Origin of the sequence: Sphingomonas lutea, assembly GCF_014396785.1 — a bacterium.
GTDB lineage: Bacteria > Pseudomonadota > Alphaproteobacteria > Sphingomonadales > Sphingomonadaceae > Sphingomicrobium > Sphingomicrobium luteum.
This window is the reverse complement of sequence record NZ_CP060718.1, coordinates 2,005,163-2,030,758: the sequence shown is the minus strand read 5'-3', so window position 1 is coordinate 2,030,758 and position 25,596 is coordinate 2,005,163. Positions and strand designations below refer to the sequence as shown.

The following is a 25,596-nucleotide window of genomic DNA, read 5'->3' as shown; positions in this document are numbered from 1 at the left end:
TGGCCCGCTCATGATTCGGACGGCAATCCTTGGAGCTTCCGGCTATGTCGGCGGCGAACTGCTGCGGCTTCTTGCCGCGCATCCCGCGCTCGTGCCCGCCAAATTGTTCGGGGAGAGCAAGGCGGGGCAGCCGGTCTCCTCGGCGCACCCCCACCTTGCCGCCGCCTTTGCCGACCGAAGCTTCGAAAAGTTCGGCGACAGGGCGCTGGACGACGTCGACCTCGTGTTCGCCGCGCTCCCGCACGGTCACAGCCAGCGGCTGGCCGCGACCATTCTCGACCGGCAAATTCCCTTCGTCGATCTCGGCGCGGACTTCCGGCTCAACGATTCCGCGACTTACGAGCGCTGGTATGGCGATGCTCACGAAGCGCCCGAGCTGCTCGACCGCTTCGTGTACGGCATTCCGGAATTGCATCGCGACGCGATCCGCTCGGCCAAGGCCGTCGCGGCCGCAGGCTGTTACGCGACGGCGGCGATCCTGGCGCTCAAGCCGCTGGTCGACGCCGGAATGATCGATCCCGCGTCGATGATCGTCGATGCCGCGTCCGGCGTCAGCGGGGCAGGCCGCGAAGCGAAGGAAGCGACCGGGTTCAGCAACGTCGATGGCAGCTTCGCCGCGTACGGCCTCGTTTCGCACCGCCATACCGCCGAGATGGAAATGGCGACTGGCGGCACGGTGCTGTTCACCCCGCACCTGGTGCCGATGACGCGGGGTATCCTCGCTACCTGCTACGCCACCACGACGGGGGAGGGCGATCCGCTCGACTTCCTGCGCGTCGCTTATGCCGACGAGCCGTTCGTCCACGTCACCGACCAACCACCCGCGACCAAGTGGGTCGCCGGGTCGAACGGGGTGCAGGTCACCGCTCGCCGCGACGATCGCACGGGCCGCATCCTTGCACTGTCGGCAATCGACAATCTGGGCAAGGGCGCGGCGGGTCAGATGATCCAGTGCGCCAACCTCATGCTCGGCCTCGACGAAGGCGCGGGCCTCTCGCCGATCGGAGTCTTTCCATGAGCGTCACTGCTGCCGAGGGCTTCGTCGCCGCCGGGCATGCCGCAGGGATCAAGACCGGCGGGCGGCGCGATACCAGCCTGCTCGCCACCGACGACGGCAAGCCGGTGCCGACCGCCGCCGTGTTCACCCAGAACAAGTTCCGCGCCCCGCCGGTCGATGCCAGCCTGGAGCGGCTCAACGTGTCGGGCGGCATGGCCAGCGGCGTCATGGTCAACAGCGGCAACGCCAATGCCGGCACCGGCGCCAAGGGCCGTGAGGACGCCGAGACGATGTGTGCCGAGGCAGCCAAGGCCGTCGGCTGCGACCCGCGCGACATGCTCGTCTGCTCGACCGGGCTGATTGGTTTCCGCCTGCCGATGCGGCGGATTCTTGCCGCCATCCCGGCCCTCGGCGAGACGCTGAGCCGTGACGGGCACCGCGATGCTGCCAAGGGCATCCTCACCACCGACACGCGCCCCAAGGAAGCGGCGATCGCGCGCGACGGCTACACCGTAGGCGGGATGGCCAAGGGCTGCGGGATGCTTGCGCCGAACATGGCGACCATGCTCGCCTTCATGACTACCGATGCCGAGCTAAGCCCGAGCGAGCTCAAGCCGATCCTGCAGCGCGCGACCGACGCGACGTTCAACGAATTGATCACCGACGGTGCGACCTCGACCAACGATACGGTCATGCTCTTCGCAAGCGGCCGCAAAGGGCGGCCTGCCGACCTTGCCGCTTTCGAGGATGATGTGCGGCAGGTGTGCGAAGAACTGATGCTGATGATGGCGCGCGATGCGGAAGGGATGACCAAGCTGGTCATCGTCCGGGTCGTCGGTGCCAGGAGCGATGCCGAGGCGCGGCTGGTCGCGAGGTCGATCGGAAACAACAACCTCATCAAGTGTAGCTGGTACGGCGCCGATCCTTATTGGGGCCGCTTGCTCGCCGAAGCGGGATCGTGCGGTGCGGAGTTCGACACGCTGACTTCGGCGGTCAGCTACGGCGGCGTCAAAGTGGCGCAGGCGGGCGTCGAAATTCCGCACGATGCCGATGCGGTGCGCGCGCACGTCGAGGGCGCGGAGATCGACATATTGATCGATCTGGGCCTCGGCAGCGGCAAGGGCCGCGCGGTCTCGGTCGATCTCGGCCCCGGCTACATCAAGGAAAATGCAGCGACGTCATGAGCCTCACTCCCCACGATACGGCGCGCATCCTCGTCGAGGCTTTGCCCTACATCCGGCAATGGGCCGGCAAGTCCGTCGTCGTGAAGCTCGGTGGCGCGGCGATCGACCGCGACAGCGACCTTGCGCTGGCGCAGGACGTGCTCCTGCTACGCAGCGTCGGCGTGCGCTGCGTGCTGGTCCACGGCGGTGGGCCGCAGGTCGACGCGATGCTGCGCCGCGTCGGCAAGGAACCCGAGTTCAAGGACGGCCTTCGAGTCACCGATGCCGAGACTCTTGAGATCGTGCGCATGGTGCTGGTCGGCAAGATCAACCGCGACCTCGTCGCGACGATCAACGGCCAGGCGGGGGACCATCCCGTCGCAGTCGGGGTGTCGGGCGAGGATGCCGGGCTTTTGACGGTGACGCCGCGCGATCCCGCACTCGGCTTCGTTGGCGACGTGACGGCGGTCCGCGCGGAATTGTTGCATCGGCTGCTGGACGATGGCCTGACCCCCGTGGTGTCGACGGTAGGCGCAAATCCTGATGGGCAGCCGTTCAACGTCAACGCCGATGAAGCGGCGCGGGCGATAGCCGTGGCGATGGAGGCGGAAAAGATCGTCTATTTGACCGCGGTGCCCGGGCTGCTCGAAGATCCGAGGGACGAAAGCACTCTGGTGCAACGGCTAACCTCGACCGACCTGCGCGGCCGGCTGTCGCACGAGAGCATCGGCAAGGGGATGATCCCCAAGCTCCGTGCCTGCGCCGATGCGGTCGACCAAGGGGTCGGCTTCGCCCACATCATCGACGGGCGCGTGCATCATTCGCTGCTGATCGAACTTCTGACCGATCACGGCGTCGGCACGATGGTCACCAGGGACGCGGCATGAGGCATCTGCTTGCCATCCGCGATCTCAGCGCGGCGGACTTGAAGGCCATCCTCGCGCTATCGGAAGCGGCGCCGTCGCCCGTCCTGCAGGGCAAGGGCGTCGCGCTCTACTTCGAAAAGCCGAGCGCACGCACGCGCAACTCGATGGAGCTGGCGACCGCGCAGCTTGGCGGGCATCCGGTTTATTTGCAGCCGGCCGAACTTGGCATCGGCACGCGCGAGAGCGTCGAGGACATTACCCGCACGTTGGCCTGCTTTCACGCAGTGATCGCGGCGCGCGTGTTCGACCATGGATTGCTCGAAAAGATGGCGGCGCTGAACGTCGCGCCGGTGCTCAACATGTTGTCAGCCACCGATCACCCGCTCCAGGCCCTGGCGGACTTGCTGACGATCAAGCAATTGCTCGGCCGTATCGAGGGGACGCGCATCGCTTATGTCGGTGAGGGCAATAATGTCGCGCGTTCGCTTGGTCAGGCGTGCGCGCTGGCGGGCGCGGAATTCGTCAGTGCAAGTCCGGCTGGGCATGGCCTCGACGGCGCGACCACTGATCCGGACGAAGCGGTCGAGGGCGCGGACATCGTCTATACCGACGTGTGGGTGTCGATGGGCGGCGAGGACAGCGACGAACGCCGCGCGCTTTACGAGCCTTATCAAGTCGATGAAGCGCTGATGGCCCGCGCACCGGGCGCATGGTTCCTCCACTGCCTGCCCGCGCGGCGCGGCGAGGAAGTGACTGCGCCGGTCATCGATGGGCCGCGCTCGGCGGTATGGCGACAGGCGGAAAACCGGATGCACACCGCACGCGGCGCGATGCGCTGGCTGCTAGGCGAGAAGGCGTAATGACGAACAAAAAAATGAAGGTCGTGCTCGCCTATTCGGGCGGGCTCGACACCTCGATCATCCTCAAGTGGCTGCAGACCGAATATGATGCGGAGGTCGTCACCTTCACTGCCGACCTGGGGCAGGGCGGCGAGGTCGAGCCCGCGCGGCGCAAGGCCGAGATGCTCGGCGTCCGGCCCGAAAACATCTTCATCGATGATCTGCGCGAGGAGTTCGTGCGCGACTTCGTCTTCCCGATGTTCCGGGCCAACACGGTCTATGAAGGGCAGTATCTCCTCGGCACGTCAATCGCGCGGCCGCTGATCGCCAAGCGCCAGATCGAGATTGCGCGGCAGGTGGGCGCCGATGCGGTCTGTCACGGCGCGACCGGCAAGGGCAACGATCAGGTGCGGTTCGAGCTTGGCTATTATGCGCTTGAGCCCGACATCAAGGTCATCGCCCCGTGGCGCGAGTGGCCCTACGCCAGCCGCGAAGCGCTGATCAACTTCGCCGAAAAGCACCAAATTCCAATCGCCAAGGACAAGCAGGGCGAGGCGCCTTTCTCGGTCGACGCGAATTTGCTGCACTCATCGTCCGAGGGGAAGGTGCTTGAGGACCCGGCGGTCGACGCGCCCGAATATGTCCACCAGCGCACGATCTCGCCCGAGGACGCGCCGGACGAGGCGACGACGGTGACGATCGACTTCGAGAAAGGCGATCCGGTTGCGGTCGACGGTAAGGCGCTGTCGCCGGCGTCGCTGCTCGAAAAGCTCAACAGCCTCGGCCACGACAATGGCATCGGCCGCCTCGACCTGGTCGAGAGCCGCTTCGTCGGCATGAAGTCGCGTGGGGTCTACGAAACACCGGGCGGGACGATCCTGCTTGCCGCGCATCGCGGGATGGAGAGCATCACGCTCGACGGCGGCGCGATGCACCTCAAGGACGAACTCATGCCGCGCTATGCGAGCCTGATCTACAACGGCTTCTGGTTCGCGCCCGAACGCGAGATGCTCCAGGCCGCGATCGACCATAGCCAGCAGCATGTCACCGGGCGCGTCACGATGAAGCTGTACAAGGGCAACGCCACGGTGATCGGGCGGGAAAGTGCGCATTCGCTTTACGACCAGGATCTGGTCACCTTCGAGGAAGGCAGCGGCAGTTACGACCACCGCGACGCCGCAGGGTTCATTCGGTTGAATGCGCTGCGGTTACGCACGCTGGCGCAGCGCAAGGCGCGGCTCGACCCGACAAAAACCCGCTCATCCTGAGTAGCCGCGCAAGCGGCGTATCGAAGGCCGTGGTGCGTCCTTCGATACGGGTCTTCGCTTTACTCAGCCCCTACTCAGGATAAGCGGGGTGGCAGGCCGTCAGTCCTCCCGCGCCCGCGCGACCTGCTCGCGGACACGCTCAGGCGCGGTGCCCCGAAGCTCGTGCGGCTGCGGACCGACGCGTCGACGCTGAGGACGTCGAACACGCGCTCGTCGATGCGCTGGTCGATGTCCTTGAGAACATCAAGCGGCAGCGCGTCGAGGTTGCAGCCGCGTTCCTCCGCCACCTTCACCGCGCGGCCGGTGATGTGGTGGGCCTCGCGGAACGGCACGCCCGCCTCGCGCACCAGCCAGTCGGCAAGGTCGGTGGCGGTGGAAAAGCCCTGCTCGGCGGCGGCGCGCATCCGCTCCGGCACGAAGGTCACCGTGGCGATCATGCCGGTCAGCGCCTCGAGCGACAGCATTAACAGGTCGTACGCCTCGAACACCGGCTCCTTATCGTCCTGCATGTCCTTGGAATAAGCGAGCGGCAGGCCCTTCATCGTCACCATCAGCGAGGTCAGGCAGCCGATGATCCGCCCGCTATGCCCGCGCACCAGCTCGGCGGCGTCGGGATTGCGCTTCTGCGGCATGATCGAGCTGCCGGTCGAATAATCGTCGCTGAGTTTGACGAAGCCGAACTGCGGGCTGGCCCAGATAATCAGCTCCTCGGCCAAGCGCGAGAGGTGCAAACTGCAAAAGGCCGCGGCGGCCAGGAAATCGAGCGCGAAATCGCGGTCGGACACGCTGTCGAGGCTGTTGGCGGTCGGGCCGCTGGTAAAGCCGAGCGCTTGCGCCGTGGCTTCGCGGTCGATCGGGAAGCCCGTGCCTGCGAGCGCGGCAGCGCCGAGCGGGCATTCGGACATGCTCAGCTCCGCATCCATCAGGCGGACGAAATCGCGGTCGAGCATGGCGTGATAGGCCATGAGATGGTGGCCGAGCGTCACCGGCTGCGCGACCTGCAAGTGCGTGAAGCCGGGCATCACCGTTTCCGCATGTTCCTCGGCGCGCGCGAGAAGGGCGTCTTGCAAGTCTGAGATGGCGCGCTGCACATCGTCGCACGCGCGCATCGTCCATAATTTGAAATCGGTCGCGACCTGGTCGTTGCGCGAGCGCGCGGTGTGCAGCCGTCCGGCGGCGGGGCCGATCAGTTCGCTCAGCCGATGCTCGACGGTCATGTGAATGTCTTCGAGCTCATCGCGCACGGGCACGCCGTCGCGCGCATATTCCTCGGCAATCTGATCGAGGCCCTTGAGGATTGCGTCAGCGTCCTCGGCGGGGATGATCTTCTGGTCGCGGAGCATCGCGGCATGCGCCTTCGACGCTTCGATATCTTCGCGCCACAGGCGTTTGTCGAAGCCGATCGAGGCGTTGATGCGGGTCATCAGCTCGGCGGGCTTCGTTTCGAAGCGGCCGCCCCAGGTCGGCTGCGAAGGAGGCTTGTCGCTCATGCCCAGCGCCGTGACACGCACCTTTGCGCGGGTCAAACCGCGCGACTGGCACGTCGCTTGCAGCTTGAAGGGCGATGCTAGCTTTGCCCGCGCCACCCGACCACCGGCACCGCCCGGGCGCCTGTCCGATTCCGAACAAGGCGCGTCCGATCATGGACGCCAGTGCAGGAAGAGAGTGGAGGCCCGAGCCGGAATCGAACCGGCGTGCAAGGATTTGCAGTCCTCTGCGTAACCACTCCGCCATCGGGCCGAGAAGGAAGGCCTTTCCAAGAGCCTGCCGCCACGGTCAAGCCCGAACTGATCCTGCTGCCGGCGCACGCATCGCTCGGGAGGACGTTTCGTTCGACCAATGGCGGTTGGCTGGCGCGCCGCTGCCCGATAAGGACGGATCCACGATCGCGCGCGGGATTTCGCCCGGCGCGGGCTTGAACCTCAGGTGTATTACTGGCATATAACAGCTATGACTGCGCAATCCCCCATACCCGACTTTGGTGCCGCCCGCCGCGCCATGATCGACAATCAGTTGCGCCCGCAGGGGGTGACCGATCGCGGCGTCATCGACGCCATGGGGTCGATCGAGCGCGAGAACTTCCTGCCGTCGCATTCGCGTCCACTGGCTTATGTCGACCGCGCGGTGACGATCGGCAACGGGCGGTTTCTGTCGGCGCCGGCCGCGTTCGCGCAACTTCTTCAAGGCCTGATGCCGGTGAAGGGCGAGCGCGCGCTCGTGATCGGGGCGGGTACCGGCTACGCGGCCGCAATCCTCGGCGCGATGGGCGTCGACGTGACGGCGGTGGAATCGGACGATGAACTCGCCGCGCATGCGAAGGACGCCGGCATCGACGTCGTCAGCGGTCCGCTCGATGCGGGCCACGCCGCGGGCGCGCCGTATGATCTCATCCTGATCGACGGCGCGGTCCCCCACATTCCCGAAGCGATCGTCCAGCAACTCGCCGAGGGCGGCCGTCTCGGCACGGCGCTGATCGACCGTGGGATCACGCGGCTCATCGTCGGGCTCAAGTCCGGCGGGTCGTTCGGGCATCGATCGATCGGCGATGCCGGCGTTCCGCCGCTCCCCGGGTTCGCCCAGGCGAAGGCATTCACTTTCTAGGGGTTGGGTCTCGTGTATCGCAAAATCCTTTCGGCCGGCATCCTGGCCGCGCTCATGGCAGGGACGGCTTCGGCCGACACGCTGCGCGAAGCGCTGATTTCGGCCTATCGATCGAACCCGACGCTGACCGGACAGCGCGAGGCGCTTCGCGGGACGGACGCCGCAGTGGCCATCGCACGCGCCGCGGGCCGGCCGTCGGTCAGCGGCACGGTCGGACTGAATCGAGACCTTACCCGCAGCGGCATCCTCGATACCGGTACGAACAAGGGTCCGACGCTAAGCGGCGGGGTCGACTTCAGCTATCCGTTGTTCAACGGCGGCAGCGTTCGCAATTCGATCCGCGCCGCGGAAACCCGGGTCGAAGCCGGGCGCGCGACTCTCCGCGCGGTCGAAGGCGATGTCTTCACGGAGGCAGTCGCCGCCTACATGGACGTGATTCGCGATCGCGCGATTGTCGAGCTCAACCAGAACCAGGTGCGCGTCCTGACCACCAACCTCGAAGCCACGCGCGACCGGTTCGAGATTGGCGATTTGACCCGGACCGACGTCGCCCAGTCCGAAGCCCGGCTCGAACTGCAGCGCTCGCGCCTGGTGACGACGCAGGGTGTGCTAACCGCCTCCGAGGCCAATTATCGCCGCGTGATCGGGCGCCCGCCCGGCCAGCTGGCTCCGCCGCCGCCGCTCCCGCCGCTCCCGGCCACCGCCGAGGAAGCGGTGCGCGTGGCGCTCAACAACAATCCCGACTTGATTGCGATTACCCGCCAGGCCAACGCCGCGCGCTTCGATGTCCGAGTGGCGCAGGCGGGGCGGCTTCCGACCGTGTCGGGCGTCGCCAGCGGCACCTATGTCAATGCGCTCGGTGGATCGAACGGCAGCGATCCCGTGACCGGCGAGTCCTTTCCGCGTGCCGGTACGGAAACCAGCATCGGCCTCAACTCGCGCATTCCGATCTTCCAGGGCGGACTGCCGGCGGCCCGCACGCGGCAGGCGCAAGCCGCCGAGGGCCAGCTGGTTGAACAGGTCGTCGGTACCGAACGTGCGGTCGTCTCGACCACACGCTCGGCCTTTGCCACCTATCGCGCCGCCGTGCAGGCGATCGAATCGAATACGGTGGCGGTGCGCGCCAACGAACTCGCGCTGGAGGGCGCCCGCGCCGAGCAGAGCGTCGGCACACGCACCGTCCTCGACGTCCTCAATGCCGAGCAGGAATTGCTCAATTCGCAGGTGCTGCTCGTGACCGCGCGGCGCGATGCGTACGTCGCCGGTTTCCAGCTGCTCAATGCGATGGGCCAGGCCGAAGCTCGCGACCTCGGGCTCGACGGCGGGCCGCTCTACGACCCGCTCGGCAATTACCGCCGCGTCGCGGGCAGCTGGAACGACTGGGCGTCCGACCCGCGCCGCCCGGCAACCGCTACGCGCACCGTCGACCCGGTCGAATTGCCCGCGCAGCCGATCGTCACGCCCGATGTCACCGGCCGCACCCTGATCGAGCCGGTGACCACGTCAGGGGTGACTCAGCCGCCGCAATAAGCAATATCGCGGCCATGCAATCGCCCGGTCGCGAACCCTCGATGGAAGACATCCTCGCCTCGATCAAGAAAGTGATCGCCGAGGAAAAAGAGCTGCGCTCGCCGCCCGTGACGCCCGCCGACATGCAGGCGGACAGCGCCGAGGATGACGATGTGCTCGAACTTAGCGAACCGCTAGCCCCGCCCGCCGACCTCGGCCCTCCGCTGGTGGACGAAAGCGTCGCCGGCCAAAGCCGCCAGGCGCTCGAGGAGCTGACGACCATCGCCGCAAGCGTGCCCGCGGCGCCGCAGGTCAACCCGCTGGAGGAAGTGGTGCGCGAAATGCTGCGCCCGATCCTCAAGCAATGGCTCGACGAGCATCTGCCGCAGATCGTCGGCGAACATGTGAAGCGCGAGATTTCCCGGATCACGGGGAAGCCGGTTTAACCGTCATTGCGAGGAGCTGCAGGCGACACGGCAATCCATGCGTGGATTGCTTCGCTCTGCTCGCAATGACAAAAAAAGCCCGCTAACCGCCCCACCATGAGCGAACTCCCAAAGACCTTCGAACCCCGCGCGATCGAGGATCGCTGGTATGCGCATTGGGAAGAACGTGGGCTGTTCCGGCCCGAGCGCTCCGACGCGGAGCCGTGGACGATCGTCAATCCGCCGCCCAACGTCACCGGATCGCTCCATATCGGGCATGCGCTCGACAACACGCTTCAGGACATCGCCACGCGCCACCAGCGGATGCTCGGCAAGGACGCGATGTGGGTGGTGGGCATGGACCATGCCGGGATCGCCACGCAAATGGTGGTCGAACGCCAGCTCGAGGAGCGGCAGGACAAGCGCACCAATTACAGCCGCGACGATTTCATCGCCAAAGTCTGGGAGTGGAAGGAGGAGAGCGGCGGGCAGATCACGCGCCAGCTGCGGCGGCTCGGCTGTTCGATGGACTGGTCGAACGAACGCTTCACCATGGACGACGGATTTTGCCGCGCGGTGACCAAGGTGTTCGTCGAGCTGTACAACCGCAAGCTCGCCTATCGCGACAAGCGCCTGGTCAACTGGGACCCCAAGTTCCAGACCGCGATCAGCGACCTTGAGGTCGAAACGCGCGATGTCCAGGGCAAATTCTGGACCCTGCGCTACCCGCTGGAAGACGGCTCGGGCGCGATCGAGGTCGCCACGACGCGGCCCGAGACGATGCTCGCCGACATGGCGGTCGCGGTGCATCCCGAAGATGCGCGCTACGCGGCGATCATCGGCAAGCAGATCAAGCATCCGATCACCGGGCGGCTGATCCCGGTCGTGGCGGACGAACATGCCGACCCGGAACTGGGGAGCGGCGCGGTCAAGATTACCCCGGGCCATGACTTCAACGATTTCGAGGTCGGCAAGCGTGCCGGTTTCGCGCCGCGCGACATGCTCAACATGTTCGACGGGCAGGCGCGCGTGGTGCAGACGCAGGACGGGCTGCTCCCGGCCGACCTGATCGGCCTGACGCGCGAGGAGGCGCGCAAACGGGTCGTTGAGCTGCTCGAATCCGAAGGCGCGCTGGTGGCGGTCGAGGACCGCACGATTCCGACGCCTTACGGCGACCGATCGGGCGTGGTGATCGAGCCGTGGCTGACCGATCAATGGTATGTGGACGTCAGGCCGCTCGCCGAGCGGGTGGCGGCGGCGACCAAGTCAGGCGAGATCAAGATCGTGCCCGAAAGCTGGGCGAAGACCTGGTATCACTGGCTCGAGAACATCCAGCCGTGGTGCGTGTCGCGTCAGCTGTGGTGGGGGCACCGGATTCCGGCGTGGTTTGCGGAAGACGGCACCGTGTTCGTCGCCGAAACCGAAGAAGAAGCGCGGGCGCAGGCGGGTGATCGGCCGCTCCGCCAGGACGAAGACGTGCTCGACACCTGGTTTTCATCCGCGCTGTGGCCGTTCGCGACGCTCGGCTGGCCGGAGGAGACCGAAGACCTCAAGCGCCATTATCCCAACGACCTGCTCATTTCCGGCTTCGATATCCTGTTCTTCTGGGATGCGCGGATGGCGATGCAGGGGATGGAGTTCATGGGCGAGGTGCCGTGGCGCACCCTCTACCTCCATGGGCTGGTGCGTGACGCCAAGGGCCAGAAGATGTCCAAGTCGAAGGGCAATACGGTCGATCCGCTCGGCTTGATCGACAAATATGGCGCGGACGCTTTGCGCTTCACCATGGCGGCGATGGAAAGCCAGGGGCGCGACATCAAGCTCGATGAGAAGCGGGTCGAGGGCTATCGCAACTTCGCGACCAAGCTGTGGAACGCCGCCCGCTTCCTGCAGATGAACGGCGTCGGCGCGAGCCAAACTATCGCAGCGCCCGAGGCGACGCTGCCGGTCAACCGCTGGATCATCGGCGAGGTGGTCGAGACGCTCGCCAAGCTCGACAAGGCGTTCGCCGAGCTGCGCTTCGACGAGATGGCCGACGCCATTTATCACTTCACCTGGGGCACCTTCTGCGATTGGTATGTCGAGCTGGTGAAGGGCGCGTTCGACGAGGAGACCAAACGCGTAGCGGCTTGGGCCTTCGACCAGATCCTGGTCATGCTCCACCCTATGATGCCCTTCATTACCGAGGAGCTTTGGGGTTCCAATGAGCGGCCATACGAGCTCATCATTGCCAAATGGCCGGCGCCCGAGGCGGCGGTCGATCCCGACGCCAAGGCGGAGGTCGAATGGCTGATCGAACTGGTCAGCGAGGTTCGCTCGGCGCGGACCGAGCTGAACGTCCCGCCATCCGCCAAGCTGCACCTCTTCGCCACGGATGCCTCAGACGACACCGGCGCGCGGCTCGATCGGCAGCACCAGACGCTGTCGCGACTGGCGCGGCTGGATTCGATTCAGTTGTCGCGCTTCGATGGCGCGGGCGCGGCGCAGGTCGTGGTCGGCGAGGCAACGTTCGCGCTGCCGCTTGAAGGCGTCATCGATCTTGGTGCTGAAAAAGCGCGGCTCGCGAAAGGCGCCGAGGCTGCGGAAAAGGAGCGCGACAGCCTTGCGCAGCGGCTCGGCAATTCGGCCTTTACGGAGCGCGCCAAGCCCGAGGCGGTCGAGAAGGCACGCGCGGACCATGCGGCCAAGGCGGCCGAGGCCGAGCGGCTGCGTGCCGCGCTCGAACGCCTGGGCTGATGGATACGCCCGGCCCCCGCGGAGTTAAGCGTTCCAAGTCTTGAAGGCAGGAGAATTTTTCACATGGCGAGGCAAACGACGAAGACCGGCGGAACGACGCGCAAGCCGGCGGCCGCGAAAACCGCGACGCGCAAGCCGCAAGCTGCGCGCAGCAGCGGACGTTCGAGCGGCGGCAGCAGCTCGACCGCCGGCGACGCCTTCATCAACCTGCTGCAAAGCCCACTGGTTGCCGACCTGCTCGCCGTTGCCGCCACCGCTGCGCTGGCCGCGCTTGCCGAACATGGCTTCAACAAGTCGGGATCGGGCCGTCAGCGCACGAGCAAGGCCGTCAAGGAAGCCGGCAAGGCCGCGGCGGGCGCGATCGGACGCCGCCTGAGCAACGAGTTCGACGAGATCAAGAAGGCGTCGAACGCTAAATCCCAGGGCGGCGCAAAAGCGTAAGCTTGGCCTTGCCGACGTTCCGCTCGGCATCAACGATGAGCCCGCCGGGGTCGACGATTTCGCCCCGGCCGGTTTCGACGCTCAGCCACCCGCCCGGCGCGAGCCATTCGGCGCGTAGGACGGATTCGATCGCTGACGTGCCCGATCCGTCACCATAAGGCGGGTCGGCGAGGATCAGGTCGAACGGTTCGCTTTTCGGAAGACTCAGCGCCGAGCCGCCGAGGATTTGCACTTCCGCGTCCAGCTTGGCGGCGTTGCGTTTGAGGATCGCCAATGCGGCGGCATCACTCTCGACGAAGGTAACGTGCGCCGCGCCGCGCGACATGGCTTCGAGGCCGAGCGCGCCGCTGCCCGCGAACAGGTCGGCGACGCGCAAATGCTCGAAGCTGCCAAGGCGGCTGGTGAGCATGGAGAACAAGGTTTCGCGCGTGCGGTCGGCGGTCGGGCGGGTGGCGAGCCCCGAGGACGCTTCGATCGTGCGCCCCCGCCAACGGCCGGCGATGATCCTCATACGACGTCCTCCCCGGCAGTTGCCGGGGAGGGGGACCGCCGCAGGCGGTGGAGGGGTTCTTCAGCCCTAGAAAGAACCCTCCACCATCCTGCGGATGGTCCCCCTCCCCACGAACTCGTGGGGGGATGTCACTTCAAGGTCCTTCGGAATTCGACGAGCTCGTCCTGCGCCACCTCGTCGACTGCGCCGGGCGAAAGCCCTTCCAGCGAGAGCGGGCCGTAGGACGTGCGAATGAGCCGCGAGACCTGCAGGCCGAGATGTTCGAGCACGCGCCGGACTTCGCGGTTCTTGCCTTCGGTCAGGCTCATCTCGATCCAGCGGTTGCGGCCCGAGCTGCGCTCGAGGTTGGCGTTGATCGATCCGTAGCGGACGCCTTCGATGGTGAAGCCCTCGGCCAGGCTTTCCAGCTGGTCCTGGGTGATTTCGCCGTAAGCACGCGCGCGATAGGTGCGCACGACCCCGGTACGCGGCAGCTCGAGCTGGCGCTTGAGTTCGCCGTCGTTGGTGAGGAGGAGCAGCCCCTCAGTCATGAAATCGAGGCGCCCGACCGGCACCAGCCGCGGCAGCCCCGGCGGCAGCACGTCGTAAATTGTCCGGCGGCCCTTGGGATCGAACTCGGCGGTCAGCGCGCGCTGCGGCTTGTGAAAGCGATAAAGCCGGGTCGCCTTGGGCGGGCGGACGGGACGGCCGTCAACGGTAACGCCGGTGACGTCGTGGAGCAGGGTCGCGGGGGTGGTGATCTTTTCACCGTTAAGCGCGATTCGCCCGTCGGCGATCATCCGCTCGATCTCCCGCCGCGAGGCGATTCCGGCGCGGGCGAGTAATTTAGCGATGCGCTGCTCGCCGCCCTCGCGCTGTGGCGCGGCGGGCACAGCTGTGCTGCTCTTGCGCCGGCGCGGCACCCGTTTAGGGTTCGTTCGTTGCGGTGGGACGGTCATTTGCGGGGTATTCCATGCTGTTCGGCAAGCGGAAGCAAATCGTCAAGCGTATCCTCATCGTCGAGGACGAGCCGCTGACGGCTTTCGACAACGAGAATTTCCTCGGCGATGCCGGCTATGAAATCGTCGCGACGGTGGATGATCTGGACGAGGCGCTCGACGTGCTCAAGCGCGAGCAGATCGATCTGATCCTTAGCGACGTTCGACTGCGCAAGCAGCAAACCGGGATCGAACTGGCGAAGGAGGCCAAGAAGCGCGGCGTGCCGACCCTGTTCGCAACCGGTCATCCCTACCCGGGCGCAGCCGAAATTGCCGTCGGCTGCCTGACCAAGCCTTATTCGGAACGGCAATTGTGCAAGGCGATCGAAGCGGTCGACAAGCACCTTCAGCGGCAGAAGGTGAAGCCGTTCAAGGGCCTCGAACTGTTCCTTCACGACGACGAGCAGAAGTAGGCGGGCACTAGCCTCTCGCCGCGTTGTTGCTAGCATGGCGCCCTCGACGGGAGGGTGAATGGCCGACGCACACGCACAGGAAAAGCCCAAGGGCTGGCAGCTGCTCAAGGTTGCGCTGAAGAACCGCAAGACGGCGATCATGCTCGTCTTCGGCTTCGCTGCGGGGCTTCCCTACACGCTGCTGATTGGCACGCTCAACGCCTGGCTGGGCGAATGGAAGATCGACCTGGCGACGATCGGCGTGCTGTCGTGGATCGGACTGGCCTATGCTTTCAAGTTCCTGTGGTCGCCGCTGGTCGACCGGGTGAAGCTTCCGGGGCTCGAAAGGCTCGGGCGGCGGCGCAGCTGGCTTTTGTTGTGCCAGCTGCTGCTGACACTGACCTTCTTCGGGCTGGCGCTGTCCGACCCGCGGCTGGCGCTCGGCACGTTTGCGCTGATTGCGGTGATCGGCGCCTTTTCTTCCGCCACGCAAGATGTGGTGATCGATGCCTGGCGCATCGACGTCGCGGACGAGAAAGCGCCGGTCGAGATTCTCTCTTCCATCTACCAGTTCGGTTACCGCATCGCGGCACTGATCGGCGGCGCGCTTGCGCTCGTGCTGTCCGAACGCATGGACTGGCCCACGGTTTATGCCGTGATGGGCGGGTTCATGGCGCTGACTATCATCGCCACCCTGATGGCGCCCGACACGCCACGGCTGGAACGCGAGATCGAGCAGACCGCGTTGCGCAGTCGGGGGGCGCTCGACCCCAAATACCGGCTGATCGGCCTGGTCGTGGTCGCCATTGGCTGGACGTGGGCGATTTATATGGTTGGCAGCTTCATGGTGACGATGCTCGGCGGGTCGGTTGACCCGGCGACGGGCAAGCCGCCGTCGGTCGGCGACTTCACCAAGCTTTACGGGCCGTGGATCGTGGCCGCGACAGTGATCGTGCCCGCGATCGTCGCGGCGGTGCTCAACTGGATGCAGTCGCGCGGGCAGCATCTGCTGACCAGCGACGACCCCGCGGTGACCGCGTCCGAGCGGACCGCGGATCACGCTTATTCGGCGCTGATCCTGCCTTTGTCGGAGCTGGTGCGGCGGATCGGCTGGGGCGTGATCATCGTCATCGGCCTCATCCTGTCCTACCGCATCACCGACCTTATCTGGGGCAGCTACGCCTTCCCCTTCTATCTCGAAGAGCTGCAGTACACCGGCGACGAAGTGGCGTTTGCGTCGAAGATCTTCGGCGTGTTCATGACCATGGCGGGGATTGCGCTCGGCGCGACCTTGTTTGCGACGCTGGGGCGGATGCCGACCTTGCTCATTGGGGCAATCGTCGCGGCCGCTAGCAATTTGCTCTACGCCGACCTCGCTTCGGGTGCGCCATATATCGATGCCTTCGCGCGCACCTTCGGGCTCGACGCGTTCGGGCAGGACTTGCGGATGGTGCGGCTGCTGATCGCCATCTCGGGCGAGAATATCGCCGCCGGCCTCGCCGGGGCAGCGTTCGTCGCATATCTGTCGTCGATCACCAGCCGCGAATTCAGCGCGGTGCAATATGCCTTGCTGTCATCGCTGACCTTCCTCGTCGGGTCGCTTGGCCGGGCGGCGATTGGCGAGCGGATCGAGCAAATCGGCTATGCGCCGGTGTTCATGCTGTGCGCGGCGATCGGGCTGATCGCGGTCGGGTTTGTCCTCCTCGAATGGATGCGCCAGGCGTGGGCCGACCGCCATCGCGCGGCGAACGGACCGGTGCTGCAGGCCGACGCGGCGAAGGCCGTCGAGGGCGACACGGCCTAGTCCGGGATCTGGCCGCTCAGGCGGAGGATTTCGCCCGCCAGATAAAGCGATCCCATCACGATGGTGCCGGTCGTGGGCTGCATGGCGCGGAGAGCCGCGAAGGCTTCCTCGATGGACGGAGCCGCGATGCTGTCGGACCGCCCCAACAGCCGGTCGGCGATCGCCGCAAGCGCTTCGGGGTCGTGGTGGTCATGGCCGGGGATGGGTAGTGCGATGAAGCGCTCGACGATGCCGGCAAAAGGGCCGAGGAGTGCTTCCGGCTCGCGATTGGCGAGGATGCCGGCCATCAGCACATACCCCCGCTCGCCCCGAAACCAGTCCATCCATCGCATTGCAAGCGCTTCCGCGCCCTGCGCATTGTGCGCGCCATCCAGCGTTACGGGGCAGGGGAGGCCTTCGACGAGCGGTCCAGTGAGCCGCTGTAAGCGCGCCGGCCAGTCGAAAAGCTCGGGGGCCTTGACGGGATCGTATGCCGTCACCGTCGATTGATGACGCAACATGGCCGTCGCAAGTCCCCAGTTGCCGAGTTGATGGGTGAGGGCGCCCGGCGGCACCTCGATTTCGCCGAAGCGGTCGATATAGCGGTTCACGCCGCGGTCCAGTTCGACATTGAACCGATATTCCAGCGGTGCGCCGACATCGGCGGCGTGGGCGGCGATCACGGCACCCGGTCCCGATCCCTTCCATATCCGCGTCACCAATGGGACTCCCGGCTTGGCAATGCCGGCCTTTTCGAAGGCAATCTGTTCGAGCGTGTCGCCAAGGATATGCGCATGGTCGATGCCGATCGTCGAAATGCCGGTGATCACGGGGCTAACGACATTGGTCGCGTCGAGCCGGCCACCGAGTCCAACCTCGATTAACGCCGCGTCGGCCGGCGTCCGGGAGAAAGTGACGAACGCAGCGGCGGTCGCGACCTCGAAGAAACTGGCGTCGAGCCCTTCTCCGGCGTCGATCACGTGTTCGAGCAAGGGCGCAAGCTCGCGATCCTCGATCAGTCGTCCGGCAATCCGGATACGCTCGTTGAAGCGGACGAGGTGGGGCGAGGTGTAAGCGTGAACCGTCCCGCCCGCCGCTTCGATCGACGCACGCAGCCAGGCGATGGTCGATCCCTTGCCGTTGGTTCCGGCGACATGGAAGACGGGCGGCAGGCGGTCCTGCGGGTTGCCGAGCCGCGCGCATAGCTCGCGGATCCGGTCGAGGGTCAGGATGTCCCCGGCGGAGGAGGCCTTGGGCAGCCGGTCGAGCTGGGCCTGGACGGTCGGGTCGGTGGAGGTGGCGAAGTCCATCAAAGCCCCTCCCGCTTGCCGGAGGGGTTGAGGAGGGCCTGTCGAAGGCCAGCCCGTGACAGGCCTACCCTCCGACCCCCTCCCGCAAGCGGAAGGGGGAGAATGCTCACGCCGCCCGCTTCTGAGGCGTCAAGTACGATACCAGCAGCGCCAGCCGTTCCTTAAGCTCGCTGCGCGGGACGACCATGTCGATCATGCCATGTTCGAGCAGATATTCGGCGCGCTGGAAGCCTTCGGGCAGTTTCTCGCGGATCGTCTGTTCGATCACGCGCTGTCCTGCAAAACCGATCAGCGCGCCCGGCTCGGCGATCTGGACGTCGCCAAGCATCGCATAGGACGCGGTGACTCCGCCCGTCGTCGGATCGGTCAGGACGACGATATAGGGCAGGCCGGCATCGCGCAGGTCGGCGAGCGCGACCGTGGTGCGCGGCATCTGCATTAGCGACAGGATTCCCTCCTGCATGCGTGCGCCGCCCGCGGCGGTGAACAGAATGTATGGGCACTTACGCTCGACTGCCGCCCTCACGCCGGCGACGAAGGCGGCGCCGACGCCGACCCCCATCGACCCGCCCATGAAGGCGAAGTCCTGCACGCCGATCACTACCGCATGGCCGTCGATCGCGCCCGCCGCGTTGAGCAGCGCGTCACGCTCCTCGGTCGCGCTTCGCGCGGCCTTGAGGCGATCCGTGTAGCGCTTGGTGTCGCGGAACTTGAGCGGGTCTTCGCGCACCTCGGGCGCGGGCAGCAGTTCATATTTGCCGCCGTCGAATAGATGTTCGAAACGCGTCTTGGGGCCGATCCGGTCATGATAATCGCAGCGCGGGCAGACGCTGTAATTGTCTTCCCATTCCTTGACGAAGACCAACGTCCCGCACTTGCGGCACTTGTGCCAAAGATTGTCCGCGGTCTGCCGTTTGGGCAGGAAAGGGATTCCGTTGCGGACGCGGCTCAGCCAACTCATTTCACTTGTCCCACTGGTCGGCCGCGCGGCGCAAGCTCGCGGCAATTTCAGATGCGGCCTCGCCAGGCCGCGTCGCTCCGGTGATCGGACGGCCGATAACCAGGATCGACGCTCCGTCGTCCAACGCCTGGCGCGGCGTGACGACGCGTTTCTGGTCGGCGGTCTCGGCGCCGTCGGGGCGAATGCCGGGGACGACGAAGAAGCCGTCCGGCCAGGCCGCCCGCGCGGCGGCGACTTCGGCGCCGGAACAGACGATGCCATCGACCCCGGCGCTCTTCGCAAGCGCCGTTAGTCGCTCGACCTGCTCGACCGGCGATCCGCCGATGCCGCAGTCGGCAAGGTCCGACCGGTCAAGGCTGGTGAGCACGGTGACTGCAACCACCTTGGTGCCTGCAGGTGCCGCCTCCTTCGCCGCGGCGAGCATCGCGCGGCCGCCGGCGGCGTGCACTGTGAGGATGGCAGGCTCGAGCGGTGCAAGCGCGCGCACCGCCTTGCCGACCGTATTGGGAATGTCGTGAAGCTTGAGGTCGAGGAACACCGGAAGCTCGCGCTCGGCCAGGCGAAGGACGCCTTCGTGGCCGTTAGCGCAGAAAAATTCGAGGCCAAGCTTCACCCCGCCGATGGCGCCTGTGAGGTCGCGCGCCAGGGCCGCGGCGCGATGGACGTCGGTCGTATCGATGGCGACGAAAATCGGGTTCAAATTACGGGTCCTTCACTGGCCGGTGCCACGCTCTCGGCCGCTGTTGCCTGATGACGCTCGAGCGCCTCAATGCGGCGGTTGGTCGACCACATGCGCGCCCGCATCACCAGCCAGGTGGGGATGAGTCCGAGCAGGAAGACAATCAGCAGCAAGAGCGGGATCTTGATATCCGCCTGAATATCACCCCACAGGTTGAGCGTGACGTCTGCCCAGTTGCGCGTGCCGAACAGGACCAGCACCACTGCGAGCAGCACCCAGAACAATGTCTTCAGAAATTGCATCTGCCCTTTGCTCCCAAGGGCGCCTTTAAGCGACGGCTCGGCCCAAGGCCAGACGCAAGGGGTCAATGCGTTCGTCGCGCCAGGGAATCGGCTCGTCGCAGGCACGGCCAAGCAACGTTGAGGGCCGTCCCCGTGCCCGCCACACAAAGGTTGGGGCGGGGAGAGGCGAATTTGCAGAGAGCGCATAAATACGGGTTGGGCGCGTTCGTCCTGTTGATGGGCGCGTCGCTGCTTGCCATGCGCCCGGAGACCGCGCAGCAGGACGAAGCACAAAAGGTCGCGCAGGCCAATCTCAAGTTCGCCGCCGTCTCGACCGCTGCGCGCCGCGATGTCGACTATGCACTGCTCGACCAACGGCTGCAGCAACTGATGACCAAGCCGGCGATGGTCGGCCTGGCGGTGGGCGTGGTCGAAAACGGCCGCATCACTTTCCTTCGCGGCTACGGCGAAACCCTGGAAGGTTCAGGCCAGCCAGTGACGCCCGAGACCGTGTTTCGCTGGGCCTCGATATCCAAGGGCGTTGCCGGGACAATGGTCACCAAGCTGGCGCAGCAAGGCAAGGTCCAGCTCGACGCCCCGGTGGTTAATTACGCGCCGGGCCTCAAGCTTCCCGCGCAGGCGGAATATAGCGCCACCGTCGGCCATCTGCTGTCCCACCGCGTCGGCCTTTACCGCAACGCCTATGACAACAAGCTGGAAGAAGGGATGGATCCCCACATCCTCCGCCAGTCGCTCGGCCAGCTGAACCTGACTTGTGCGCCCGGGACCTGCTGGTCATATCAGAATATCGCCTTCGACGCGTCGAGCGACATTGTCGCGGACGCCACCGGCCAGACCTACGAGCAGGCGGTCAAGCAGCATTTGTTCAACCCCATCGGCATGACCAGCGCCAGCATGTCGCTGCCCGCGCTCACGGCGAACAGGAGTTGGGCACGTCCGCACGGCACCGGCGGTCGCGAGCTGCGGCTGGTCGATACCTATTACAAGGTGCCGGCGGCGGGCGGCGTCAACAGCAACATCAAGGATTTGACGTTGTGGATGGTCGCGCAAATGGGGGAGATGCCCGCTGTCCTCGATCCGCAGTTGCTGAAGATCATCCACGCACCATACGTGAAGACGCCGGGCGAGCGGATGCGGCTGCGCAAGTTCCTCGAACGGATCAAGACCGCCTGGTACGGTTATGGCTGGCGCAGCTACAACTACGCCGGGCATCGCGTCATTGGGCACCGCGGCGGAATCAATGGCTATCGCGCGCTGATCATGTTCGACCCGCAGAAAAAGAGCGGCGTCGTTGCGCTTTGGAACAGTAATACCAACCAGCCGGGGGATTGGAGTTTGAAGTGATGGACATGGTCTATCGCTTGCCGTTCCGCGACTGGCTTGAACTGGATTCGCGCGCACCGCGGTCGCCGGGCCAGGTTGTGGCAGCGAACGCGGAAACCGAAAGCGAGAGCGGAAACGGGGATGCGGCTGGCGGCGGGGGACGTCGCGCCAGCCGCTAACCGATCTTACCGAAGCGACGCGATCGCGGTCGATCCATCGCGGCCATCACGGCCGTACACATCCTTGGCGAAGCTCAGCTGCCCGCCCTCGGCGCGCGCCGTCAGATAAGTGACGTAGATCGGCACCGGCTTGGGCAGAAGCACATGCTGTTCCGGCGCGCTCGACGTCGCGACCGGCGCGCTGCCAAGCAACCAGCGGCTGAGCTTTTCGGCATCTTCCAGGCGAATGCAGCCATTGCTCAGGTCGCGGCTGGCCTGCGCGAACAGATCCTTCTTCGGCGTGTCGTGCAGGAAGACGTCATTCGCATTGGGAAAGCCGAACTTCACCTGGCCCATCGAATTGCCCGGGCCCGGAAGCTGGCGAACCTTGACCACCGTCTGGCCGGCGGCAACCGCCTTCCAATCGACGCTCGACGCCGGGATCGGCTGCGCGTCGGCACCGTAGCCCGACAGCACTTCGTAGCCAAAGTTCTTGAGGTAGGAGACGCCCTGATCGACTACGCGCGGGGCAATCAGCTTCTGCACCAGATCTTCCGGAACGTTCCAGTAGGGATTGACAGTGGCGCGATAGATCGTGCTCGCCAACATCGGGGTCGGCGACGAGGCCTTGCCGACGATGACCTTCATCGAATCGACGATCTGCCCATTTTCGACCATCCACAGCTTGGCCGAGCCGGCATCGACCATCACGTAGCGGCTCTGGAAGGGCATTGCGCGAACGCGCGCCAGATTGGCGAGCACGCGCGGATCTGATGCGCCGCCCGAAGCCATCGCGGCCTGACGAAGCTCGGCGTAGATCGGATTGACCGCGCTGGTCGAACGAACATGCGCGACGAGCGAGTTTGCGGCAGCCGCGCGCTGCAGGATTTCGATCGGACCCTGCTGACGGGGGGCGGCCCAACCATCAGCGATCGCCATGCCGTCCGGCGCGCGCTGGAGGTTGCGGACGTACATGACCCATGCGTTCGACAGCAGGCGCTCAGCGTTCTTCAGCGCCGCCGGATCGCCCGAGCGGGCGCGCGCCAACAGGGCGTTGGCCTGTGCGGCAAGAGCCGGCCCACTTGCCATACCGTCGATACCGGCGGTGCTGAGCACGCCGATCAGCTCACGCGCGGCCGCGCTATCCGCACCGTCGGGAAGCCACAAAACAGCCCCGTTCTGATGGGCATAAAAGGTTTCGACCGAACCGCTCACCGCATTGGCGGTGACGGACGAAGTCGATCCGGTGGAAGGGTAGCCCGCGCCTGAAGCAGGCGTAGCTAGGGTGAGCAGTGCCGCACTAGCGGCACCGGCCAGCATCTGGATTTTCACTTTTTGAACTCGCTAAATCTTTGTTTGAATGACTAAACGCGAAAAAGTGCAGCGAGTTCAAAAAAAGGTGTTGACAATGCGACGAACCGTCCCGGGATCGTACAGTCGGGAAAGTTCCATCGAGTCGAAATAAAAGAGCCGCCGGCGCGCGACCGATCGCGCCGGCGGCCCTCATCAGGGGCGAGTTCAGGCCCCGATGTAGACGGGCGTGCCCAGGTCGGTGACGGTGAAAAGCTTCTTCGCGAACGATGCGGGCAGGCGGACACAACCATGACTGGCGGGGCGGCCCGGGTTGAACCCGGCGTGCAAGGCGACGCCATATTGGTCGATGAATTGCGCGTGCGGCATGGGCGCGTTGTCGTACTTGCGCGACCGGTGCATCGGTTTCTTGTTAAGCACCGCAAAGATCCCCGTAGGAGTGGGGGTCTTGTCCGCCCCGCTCGACACGGTGGTCGCGGCCATCATCTCGCTACCGCGATAGAGATAAGCCATCTGGTCGGACAGGCTGACGACGACGCGTTCCTGACCCGCGGACGCAGGCACGTCACGCCAAACATACTGACCGGGTTTGAGACGCTTTGGTCCAAACGCTTCGAGCATGTCGATGCGCGCCTGGGACGCGGCATCGCTGGCTTCCATCTTGGCTTCGTAAGTTTCGAGCGCGGCGGCCGGGGGCGCCATGAAGGCGCACGAACTGACCAGCGCCAGCGCAAGGGCTAGCTTCTTCATTTTACACCTGAATTTATGTGTTGACTTTTGCTGCGAGAATGCACCGAGCCCGAGTCGGGTTCCATCTCTTGGCATGGGCAATGGGCAGGAAGACGGCGCTTGGACTGCTCCGCTAGTACGCTAAACGTTTCGATTCACGACGCTTTTTGTAAAATCCTCACCAACGGCGGCCCTGTAAAACTGTTATAAGGATTTTGGCCTACACTGGCCGCTTCAAGGGGGATTTGGATGGCTTACGAAGTCGAGAGCAACGGCAAGTGGCGCTTCGCGTCGCTTTTGATGACGATGGCCGTGGTCGGCGGAGGAATCGCCTTCGCACTTTCCGCGGGCTGACGGACGCCGCTTCGGGCGCTTAGCGCCCTTCGAAAAGTTTCCGCAGGAAGACGGTTTCGACTTCCCTGCGCAGGTCGTTGTTCGGCTTCTTGAGGAAGCCGTGACCTTCGTCGGCAAAGACGACGTACCAGGCGTCCACGCCATTCCTGCGGATCTCCGCGACCACCTGGTCGCTTTCCGACTTGGGCACGCGCGGGTCGTTGGCGCCCTGCATCACCAGCATCGGCTTGCCGATCTTCTTCACGTTGGCGAGGGGGTTGATGCGCTGGAACACGGCGCGCATCGCAGGCACGCGCTCATCGCCATATTCGGCGCGGCGGTTGTCGCGGCGATAGGCCTCGGTGTTGTTGAGGAAGGTGATGAAGTCGCTGATGCCGTAGCGCTCGACCCCGCCGACCAGCCGATTCGAATAATGGGTCATCGCCGCCAGGCTCATATAACCGCCGTAGGACTGGCCGTAGACCGCCACCTTTGATGCATCGAGGCTGGGCTGCTTGGCGATCCAGTCGAGCAGTGCGCCGATATCCTTGACGCTGTCCTCGCGCTTTTCCCAATTGTCGAGGTTGAGGTAGCGCTTGCCATAGCCGTCGCTGCCGCGGACGTTGGGCAGAATCACCGTCGCACCGAGCACGTTCGCGAAATATTGCGCGCCGGGGTTCCAGATCGGGCGGGTCTGCGCTTCCGGGCCACCGTGGATGTCGATCAGCACCGGTGTCCTCGTGCCTGCGGCGATGCCGGCCGGGCGATAGACGAAGGCGGGGACCGAAAGCCCGTCGAAGCTGGGGAACCGGACCAGCTGCGGCTCGGCGAGCGTCTTCGGATCGAGCGGGCCCAGTTCCGAATTGGTCCAGCGGGTCAGCGTGCCGCTTGCGACATCCAGCGACCAGACATCGCCGGCCGATCGTGCGGTGGACATGCTCAGCGCGAGCTTCGAGCCGTCGGGCGAGAACCCAAGGCCGCTCAGCACCCCGCCGGGCAGCTGCGGCTGCGGCAACTCGCGCCCGCTCGCGCGGTCAATCAACCGCAGTCGCGAAAAGCCGTCCTCGTTGACGACATAGGCGAGGATGCGGCCGTCGTCGGTCATGTCGAAGGCTTCGACGTCCCATTTGAGGTCGGGCGACACCGCCCGCCGGCTTCCACTGGCAAGGTCAATCTCGACCAGGCGGCGGAGGTCGCTGCGGTAATCGGTGATGACCAGCACGCCGCGGCCGTCGGGGGTGAAGCGCGCACTTTCGTAACGCGCCGACTCGCTCGTCCACGGCAGCTCGGTCGCTTGGCCGGTTGCCAAATCGAGGATCGACAGCCGCGTTTCGCGGTTGGAGATGTTTCGGCCAATCAGCACGCGGCGCTTGTCCGCTGAGATGTCGGTGGGGGAGATGCTGCCCTTGCCCTGAAAGACCACGCGGCCGCTGGTCGGATCTGCGGGGTCGGCGGCAAGGATCGCATAATCGGGCGAGCCCTTGGTCGCGCGGCTCCACACGATGAGGCGCCCGTCCTTTGAGAACACGTTGAAGAGGTTGCGCGTGCCGGGTTCGGTCAGCTGAACGGGCTCGCCCGTCGGGCCTGTGGCGAAGTACTGAAACCATTCGTCGCCGCCCGTATCGCGCGACAGGACGTAGCGGCTGGTGCCCGGGATCACCTCGGCCCCCGCGACGGGCTCTTCGAAGAAGGTCAATTGCGTTCGCGCAGCACCGGGGGCGGCGACGCGGTGCACCTGGTTTGTCGCGCCGAACCGCGTGGTAATCAGCATCGTCCCGTCGGGCAGCCAATCGCGAAATACTGCCTCACGGTAATTCTGATAACGCTGCACCGCCGCCTTCACGTCGGCGGGGATGGCGGGGACGTTTTGGAGCGTTGCCGAGCCGACGGTGCGGGTTTCCACGGTCTGGGCGGCAAGCGCGACGGGGGCGGTGAGGAGGAGGGACGCAACAAGCCAGGCGCGCATGGATGGACCTCTCGAA

At 65.5% G+C, this 25,596-nt stretch carries 23 protein-coding genes, 1 tRNA gene and 1 pseudogene; 14 read left to right on the top strand and 11 right to left on the bottom strand.

Going from position 1 to position 25,596, the window contains the following annotated elements:
* Positions 1-10 precede the first annotated feature (10 nt).
* The 5 genes from argC to H9L13_RS10515 are packed head-to-tail and all read left to right on the top strand — an operon-like array spanning position 11 to position 5,133.
* The gene (argC, locus tag H9L13_RS10535) at positions 11-1,018 is read left to right on the top strand and encodes an N-acetyl-gamma-glutamyl-phosphate reductase (RefSeq protein ID WP_223176447.1); all 1,008 of its coding nucleotides are present in this window, start codon (positions 11-13) and stop codon (positions 1,016-1,018) included.
* Complete coding sequence (gene argJ / locus H9L13_RS10530; RefSeq protein ID WP_187537652.1) at positions 1,015-2,181, top strand: bifunctional glutamate N-acetyltransferase/amino-acid acetyltransferase ArgJ; 1,167 nt, start codon at positions 1,015-1,017, stop codon at positions 2,179-2,181. Before argC ends, argJ begins: the two co-directional genes overlap by 4 nt.
* On the top strand, positions 2,178-3,047 hold the full coding sequence (argB, locus tag H9L13_RS10525) for an acetylglutamate kinase (protein ID WP_187537651.1): 870 nt from the start codon (positions 2,178-2,180) through the stop codon (positions 3,045-3,047). The genes argJ and argB overlap by 4 nt, the downstream gene beginning before the upstream one ends.
* Complete coding sequence (locus tag H9L13_RS10520; protein WP_187537650.1) at positions 3,044-3,886, top strand: ornithine carbamoyltransferase; 843 nt, start codon at positions 3,044-3,046, stop codon at positions 3,884-3,886. The genes argB and H9L13_RS10520 overlap by 4 nt, the downstream gene beginning before the upstream one ends.
* Positions 3,886-5,133 (top strand): argininosuccinate synthase, encoded by a 1,248-nt coding sequence (locus H9L13_RS10515; protein WP_187537649.1) that lies wholly within the window; start codon positions 3,886-3,888, stop codon positions 5,131-5,133. Before H9L13_RS10520 ends, H9L13_RS10515 begins: the two co-directional genes overlap by 1 nt.
* 99 nt (positions 5,134-5,232) lie before the next feature.
* On the opposite strand, the pseudogene argH reads toward H9L13_RS10515, so the two are convergent.
* A pseudogene (argH, locus tag H9L13_RS10510) lies at positions 5,233-6,623 on the bottom strand (argininosuccinate lyase).
* 176 nt (positions 6,624-6,799) lie between these two features.
* Positions 6,800-6,873, bottom strand: a tRNA-Cys gene (locus H9L13_RS10505).
* A 210-nt stretch (positions 6,874-7,083) separates the two neighbouring features.
* Between H9L13_RS10505 and H9L13_RS10500 the strand changes: the two genes are divergently transcribed.
* The 5 genes from H9L13_RS10500 (at position 7,084) to H9L13_RS10480 (ending at position 12,845) form a co-directional block, all read left to right on the top strand.
* Complete coding sequence (locus H9L13_RS10500; protein WP_187537647.1) at positions 7,084-7,734, top strand: protein-L-isoaspartate O-methyltransferase family protein; 651 nt, start codon at positions 7,084-7,086, stop codon at positions 7,732-7,734.
* 12 nt (positions 7,735-7,746) lie between these two features.
* Complete coding sequence (locus H9L13_RS10495) at positions 7,747-9,264, top strand: TolC family outer membrane protein (RefSeq protein WP_235090926.1); 1,518 nt, start codon at positions 7,747-7,749, stop codon at positions 9,262-9,264.
* Between the two features lie 14 nt (positions 9,265-9,278).
* Complete coding sequence (locus H9L13_RS10490; RefSeq protein WP_187537646.1) at positions 9,279-9,689, top strand: DUF2497 domain-containing protein; 411 nt, start codon at positions 9,279-9,281, stop codon at positions 9,687-9,689.
* 96 nt (positions 9,690-9,785) lie between these two features.
* Positions 9,786-12,404, top strand: a complete 2,619-nt coding sequence (locus H9L13_RS10485; protein ID WP_187537645.1) for a valine--tRNA ligase — start codon at positions 9,786-9,788, stop codon at positions 12,402-12,404.
* A gap of 63 nt (positions 12,405-12,467) precedes the next feature.
* Positions 12,468-12,845 (top strand): hypothetical protein, encoded by a 378-nt coding sequence (locus H9L13_RS10480; RefSeq protein ID WP_187537644.1) that lies wholly within the window; start codon positions 12,468-12,470, stop codon positions 12,843-12,845.
* Here H9L13_RS10480 and rsmD read toward each other — a convergent pair.
* A complete protein-coding gene (gene rsmD / locus H9L13_RS10475; RefSeq protein WP_187537643.1) occupies positions 12,817-13,356 on the bottom strand; it encodes a 16S rRNA (guanine(966)-N(2))-methyltransferase RsmD in 540 nt (179 codons plus the stop codon). The two genes, H9L13_RS10480 and rsmD, sit on opposite strands and share 29 nt — an antisense overlap.
* 128 nt (positions 13,357-13,484) lie before the next feature.
* Positions 13,485-14,228 (bottom strand): pseudouridine synthase, encoded by a 744-nt coding sequence (locus H9L13_RS10470; protein ID WP_328282553.1) that lies wholly within the window; start codon positions 14,226-14,228, stop codon positions 13,485-13,487.
* An 80-nt stretch (positions 14,229-14,308) separates the two neighbouring features.
* On the opposite strand from H9L13_RS10470, the gene H9L13_RS10465 reads away from it, so the two are divergent.
* Complete coding sequence (locus H9L13_RS10465) at positions 14,309-14,746, top strand: response regulator (RefSeq protein WP_187537641.1); 438 nt, start codon at positions 14,309-14,311, stop codon at positions 14,744-14,746.
* Positions 14,747-14,804: 58 nt separating this feature from the next.
* Positions 14,805-16,529, top strand: a complete 1,725-nt coding sequence (locus H9L13_RS10460; protein ID WP_187537640.1) for an AmpG family muropeptide MFS transporter — start codon at positions 14,805-14,807, stop codon at positions 16,527-16,529.
* On the opposite strand, the gene H9L13_RS10455 is transcribed toward H9L13_RS10460, so the two are convergent.
* The 4 genes from H9L13_RS10455 to H9L13_RS10440 form a co-directional block, all read right to left on the bottom strand.
* Positions 16,526-17,821 (bottom strand): bifunctional folylpolyglutamate synthase/dihydrofolate synthase, encoded by a 1,296-nt coding sequence (locus tag H9L13_RS10455; RefSeq protein WP_187537639.1) that lies wholly within the window; start codon positions 17,819-17,821, stop codon positions 16,526-16,528. The genes H9L13_RS10460 and H9L13_RS10455 overlap by 4 nt on opposite strands.
* A gap of 103 nt (positions 17,822-17,924) precedes the next feature.
* Positions 17,925-18,779: an acetyl-CoA carboxylase, carboxyltransferase subunit beta gene (gene accD / locus H9L13_RS10450; protein WP_187537638.1), complete on the bottom strand. Its 855-nt coding sequence runs from the start codon at positions 18,777-18,779 to the stop codon at positions 17,925-17,927.
* Position 18,780: 1 nt separating this feature from the next.
* On the bottom strand, positions 18,781-19,479 hold the full coding sequence (gene pyrF, locus H9L13_RS10445; protein ID WP_187537637.1) for an orotidine-5'-phosphate decarboxylase: 699 nt from the start codon (positions 19,477-19,479) through the stop codon (positions 18,781-18,783).
* A complete protein-coding gene (locus H9L13_RS10440; RefSeq protein ID WP_187537636.1) occupies positions 19,476-19,760 on the bottom strand; it encodes a lipopolysaccharide assembly protein LapA domain-containing protein in 285 nt (94 codons plus the stop codon). The genes pyrF and H9L13_RS10440 overlap by 4 nt, the downstream gene beginning before the upstream one ends.
* Positions 19,761-19,931: 171 nt before the next feature.
* Here H9L13_RS10440 and H9L13_RS10435 point away from each other — a divergent pair, with 171 nt between their 5' ends.
* The gene (locus tag H9L13_RS10435; RefSeq protein ID WP_187537635.1) at positions 19,932-21,104 is read left to right on the top strand and encodes a serine hydrolase domain-containing protein; all 1,173 of its coding nucleotides are present in this window, start codon (positions 19,932-19,934) and stop codon (positions 21,102-21,104) included.
* A complete protein-coding gene (locus tag H9L13_RS10430) occupies positions 21,104-21,262 on the top strand; it encodes a hypothetical protein (protein ID WP_187537634.1) in 159 nt (52 codons plus the stop codon). Before H9L13_RS10435 ends, H9L13_RS10430 begins: the two co-directional genes overlap by 1 nt.
* Before the next feature lie 6 nt (positions 21,263-21,268).
* Here the strand turns inward: H9L13_RS10430 and H9L13_RS10425 are convergent, their stop codons facing one another.
* The 3 genes from H9L13_RS10425 to H9L13_RS10415 all read right to left on the bottom strand — a co-directional run bounded on the left by H9L13_RS10425 (position 21,269) and on the right by H9L13_RS10415 (position 25,580).
* Complete coding sequence (locus H9L13_RS10425) at positions 21,269-22,573, bottom strand: L,D-transpeptidase family protein (protein WP_187537633.1); 1,305 nt, start codon at positions 22,571-22,573, stop codon at positions 21,269-21,271.
* 186 nt (positions 22,574-22,759) lie between these two features.
* Positions 22,760-23,302 (bottom strand): L,D-transpeptidase family protein, encoded by a 543-nt coding sequence (locus tag H9L13_RS10420; RefSeq protein ID WP_187537632.1) that lies wholly within the window; start codon positions 23,300-23,302, stop codon positions 22,760-22,762.
* 352 nt (positions 23,303-23,654) lie between these two features.
* The gene (locus H9L13_RS10415) at positions 23,655-25,580 is read right to left on the bottom strand and encodes a S9 family peptidase (RefSeq protein WP_187537631.1); all 1,926 of its coding nucleotides are present in this window, start codon (positions 25,578-25,580) and stop codon (positions 23,655-23,657) included.
* Positions 25,581-25,596: the final 16 nt, after the last annotated feature.

Coding starts and splice junctions, on each gene's coding strand:
- argC (WP_223176447.1), top strand. CDS start 11: ATGATTCGGACGGCAATCCTTGGAGCTTCCGGCTATGTCGGCGGCGAA.
- argJ (WP_187537652.1), top strand. CDS start 1,015: ATGAGCGTCACTGCTGCCGAGGGCTTCGTCGCCGCCGGGCATGCCGCA.
- argB (WP_187537651.1), top strand. CDS start 2,178: ATGAGCCTCACTCCCCACGATACGGCGCGCATCCTCGTCGAGGCTTTG.
- H9L13_RS10520 (WP_187537650.1), top strand. CDS start 3,044: ATGAGGCATCTGCTTGCCATCCGCGATCTCAGCGCGGCGGACTTGAAG.
- H9L13_RS10515 (WP_187537649.1), top strand. CDS start 3,886: ATGACGAACAAAAAAATGAAGGTCGTGCTCGCCTATTCGGGCGGGCTC.
- H9L13_RS10500 (WP_187537647.1), top strand. CDS start 7,084: ATGACTGCGCAATCCCCCATACCCGACTTTGGTGCCGCCCGCCGCGCC.
- H9L13_RS10490 (WP_187537646.1), top strand. CDS start 9,279: ATGCAATCGCCCGGTCGCGAACCCTCGATGGAAGACATCCTCGCCTCG.
- H9L13_RS10485 (WP_187537645.1), top strand. CDS start 9,786: ATGAGCGAACTCCCAAAGACCTTCGAACCCCGCGCGATCGAGGATCGC.
- H9L13_RS10480 (WP_187537644.1), top strand. CDS start 12,468: ATGGCGAGGCAAACGACGAAGACCGGCGGAACGACGCGCAAGCCGGCG.
- rsmD (WP_187537643.1), bottom strand. CDS start 13,356: ATGAGGATCATCGCCGGCCGTTGGCGGGGGCGCACGATCGAAGCGTCC.
- H9L13_RS10465 (WP_187537641.1), top strand. CDS start 14,309: ATGCTGTTCGGCAAGCGGAAGCAAATCGTCAAGCGTATCCTCATCGTC.
- H9L13_RS10460 (WP_187537640.1), top strand. CDS start 14,805: ATGGCCGACGCACACGCACAGGAAAAGCCCAAGGGCTGGCAGCTGCTC.
- accD (WP_187537638.1), bottom strand. CDS start 18,779: ATGAGTTGGCTGAGCCGCGTCCGCAACGGAATCCCTTTCCTGCCCAAA.
- H9L13_RS10440 (WP_187537636.1), bottom strand. CDS start 19,760: ATGCAATTTCTGAAGACATTGTTCTGGGTGCTGCTCGCAGTGGTGCTG.
- H9L13_RS10430 (WP_187537634.1), top strand. CDS start 21,104: ATGGACATGGTCTATCGCTTGCCGTTCCGCGACTGGCTTGAACTGGAT.
- H9L13_RS10420 (WP_187537632.1), bottom strand. CDS start 23,302: ATGAAGAAGCTAGCCCTTGCGCTGGCGCTGGTCAGTTCGTGCGCCTTC.
- H9L13_RS10415 (WP_187537631.1), bottom strand. CDS start 25,580: ATGCGCGCCTGGCTTGTTGCGTCCCTCCTCCTCACCGCCCCCGTCGCG.